At 77.4% G+C, this 2,532-nt stretch carries 3 protein-coding genes; 1 reads left to right on the plus strand and 2 read right to left on the minus strand.

The window, feature by feature from the left end:
- Window positions 1-23: 23 nt before the first annotated feature.
- Window positions 24-248 carry a CDGSH iron-sulfur domain-containing protein gene (locus tag C6N75_RS29415; protein WP_407703290.1) on the minus strand — a complete coding sequence of 75 codons (225 nt, stop codon included), beginning with the start codon at window positions 246-248 and terminating at the stop codon, window positions 24-26.
- A gap of 166 nt (window positions 249-414) precedes the next feature.
- Window positions 415-1,071 carry a HemK2/MTQ2 family protein methyltransferase gene (locus C6N75_RS29420; protein ID WP_105871879.1) on the minus strand — a complete coding sequence of 219 codons (657 nt, stop codon included), beginning with the start codon at window positions 1,069-1,071 and terminating at the stop codon, window positions 415-417.
- 351 nt (window positions 1,072-1,422) lie between these two features.
- Between C6N75_RS29420 and C6N75_RS29430 the strand changes: the two genes are divergently transcribed.
- On the plus strand, window positions 1,423-2,454 hold the full coding sequence (locus C6N75_RS29430; RefSeq protein ID WP_105871881.1) for an iron-containing redox enzyme family protein: 1,032 nt from the start codon (window positions 1,423-1,425) through the stop codon (window positions 2,452-2,454).
- Window positions 2,455-2,532: the final 78 nt, after the last annotated feature.

Here is a 2,532-nt window from a genome sequence, read left to right on the forward strand (position 1 = left end):
GCAGGCACCCCTGCCAGGGGCTCTCACGCGCCGCTGCGGGCGGCCGGGGGGGCGTCGCGCCCTTCGTCGGCGGACGGTCGGGGGCGGCGGGGGCGGCGCCGGTGGCTGGTGTCGCACCAGGGGTAGCGCTTGCTGCGGCGGCAGGTGCAGACGGCGACCATGAAGCGGTCGGAGCAGGCGGTGCGGCCGTCGGGCAGCTCGATGCGGACCGGTCCTTCCAGCAGCAGCGGACCCTCGGGGTCGATCACGGCGCGGACGGCCGGACGCGGGCCGTCCGGGACCAGGTCCGCGCCGGCTCCACCGGGCTCGGCTCGGCTGGGCGCGGTCGCACCGGGCTGCGACGTTCCGCCGGACCGCGTTCCGCCGATCCCGGTCCCGCCAGGCTCGGTTCCGTCAGGCTCGGTTCCGTCGGGCTCAGTTCCGCTGGGCACGGATGACCACCAGTTCCTCCTTGCGTACGCCGGGTTCGATGAGGCCGCGCTGCTCCAGCCAGCGTGCGTGTCGGGCCATCACCGGGCCGAACGGGACGAAGGCGCGCAGCTCCACGCGGGCCGTCAGGCCGCGGTCGGCGAGCCGTTCCAGGGTCTGCCGCGTCCCGCACAGGGCGGAGTGCACCACCAGCAGCACTCCGGAGTCGCGCAGCAGCGCCGGGGCGTCGGCGATCAGCCGGTCCAGGACGACGCGGCCGTCGGCGCCCGCGTGCCAGCTCAGGCTGGCGGGGCGCGGCGGGCCGGGCGAGAGCACGTACGGCGGGTTGGACAGGATGAGGTCGAAGCGGCGGCCCGCGACCGGGGCGACCAGGTCGCCCCGGCGGACGGCGACGCGCAGGCCGCGCCGGCGGGCGTTGTAGCGGGCGGCGAGCACGGCGCGCCAGGAGATGTCCACGGCGGTGACCCGGGCGGCGCCGGACTCGGCGGCCATCAGGGCCAGCGCGCCGGTTCCGGTTCCGATGTCGAGGATCTCCGCGCCGAGCCGCCGGCCGAGGACGCGCAGGTCGTCCTGTGCCGCCCGGGCCAGCAGCTCGGTGTCCTCCTGGGGCGCGTACACGCCGCGTGGTCTGAGTAGACGCATGCGCCCTGGGTACCTCGGACCTCTCCGGCGAAACGCCGGTGCAGCGGCGTGGGAGGAGTGCGCGATGGGCCTGGAGTCCGCTTCCGGTTCCCGGTGGACGGAGTACGCCCCGGGGCCGGACCGGCCGGCGGCTGAGGGGCCGGCGGAGGCAGGTGCGGCCGTGTTCGGGGCGGGGATCGCCGGGCTGTGCCCGGGGGGCGACGACGGGAAGCAGGCCGGGGGGTGCCCGCGCCATGGGGCCAGGGTCGCCGTGGCCGGGCAGGTGGTGCGGGGTCCGGCGGCACGGCCGCTGGAGCGGGTCGGGCCGGCGTCTGCGGGCCCGGAGCGCTCCGCGCACGAGGGGACCGGCCGGTGACCGGCGGCGCGCCGCTGCCGCGGGAGCGGGGTCCGCTGTCGGCGGCCGTGCTGGAGGTGCTGCGCGGCGGCGGGCCGGTGCGCGGGCCGGACGCGGCCGCGGCCGATCCGTTCGGCGACGACCTGCAACTCGCGCTGTATCTGGCCTATGAGCCGCACTACCGGGACCTGGCGGGGGTGGCGGCCGAGCGGGAGTGGGACCCGGCACTGCTGGGACTGCGCCGGCCGATGGAGGAGGCGTTCCTCGCGGCGCTGCGCGCGGCGGTGCCCGCGGCGCGGGCCGAGGGGGCGGACGGCGGGGTCGCCGCGGCGGTGGAGGAGCTGCTGGTGGATCCGGTGGACGGGGAGGGCGTGTCGTACCGGCTGGCCGCGGACGGCGACTGGCGGGGGGTGCGCGAGTATCTGGCGCACCGCTCGCTGTACCAGCTCAAGGAGTCCGATCCGCAGGTGTGGCTGATCCCCCGGCTGGAGGGGCAGGCCAAGGCGTCGCTGGTGGCGGTGGCGTACGACGAGTTCGGCGGCGGGCGCGGGGAGCGGGTGCACGCCCGGCTGTTCGCAGAGCTGATGGAGGGCGCCGGGCTGGACTCCTCGTACGGGCGGTATGTGGACGTGGCGCCGGCCGCGACGCTTGCCACGGTGAACGTGATGTCGCTGTTCGGGCTGCACCGGGCGCTGCGGGGCGCGGCGGCGGGGAACTTCGCGGTGCTGGAGATCACCTCGCCGCCGGGGGCCCGGCGGATGGTGAAGGCGCTGGAGAGGCTGGGGGCGCAGGAGCGGTGCCTGCGGTTCTTCGAAGAGCACGTCGAGGCGGACGCGGTGCACGAGCAGGTGATGCGCCGGGACGTGCTGGGCGATCTGCTGGCGCGGGAGCCGGGGCTGGCCGCCGATGTGGCGTTCGGCATCCGCGCCACGGTGTGGCTGGACGAGCGCTGGGACGCGGCGGTGCTGACGGCCTGGGACGCGGGGCGCTCCTCGCTGCGCGAGCCGCTGCCGGAGCCGCCGGCCGGCTTGGGCGACCGGGCGGGGTGACGCCCGGCGCGGACGGGGTGTCCGGACGCCGGCGCGGACGGGGTGTCCGGACGCCGGCACGGACGGGGTGTCCGGACG

The organism is Streptomyces solincola (assembly GCF_002982015.1).
GTDB lineage: Bacteria > Actinomycetota > Actinomycetes > Streptomycetales > Streptomycetaceae > Streptomyces > Streptomyces solincola.

What these genes read in the sequence shown, in the direction of transcription:
- C6N75_RS29420 (WP_105871879.1), bottom strand. Translation starts at nt 1,071, where the DNA reads ATGCGTCTACTCAGACCACGCGGCGTGTACGCGCCCCAGGAGGACACC.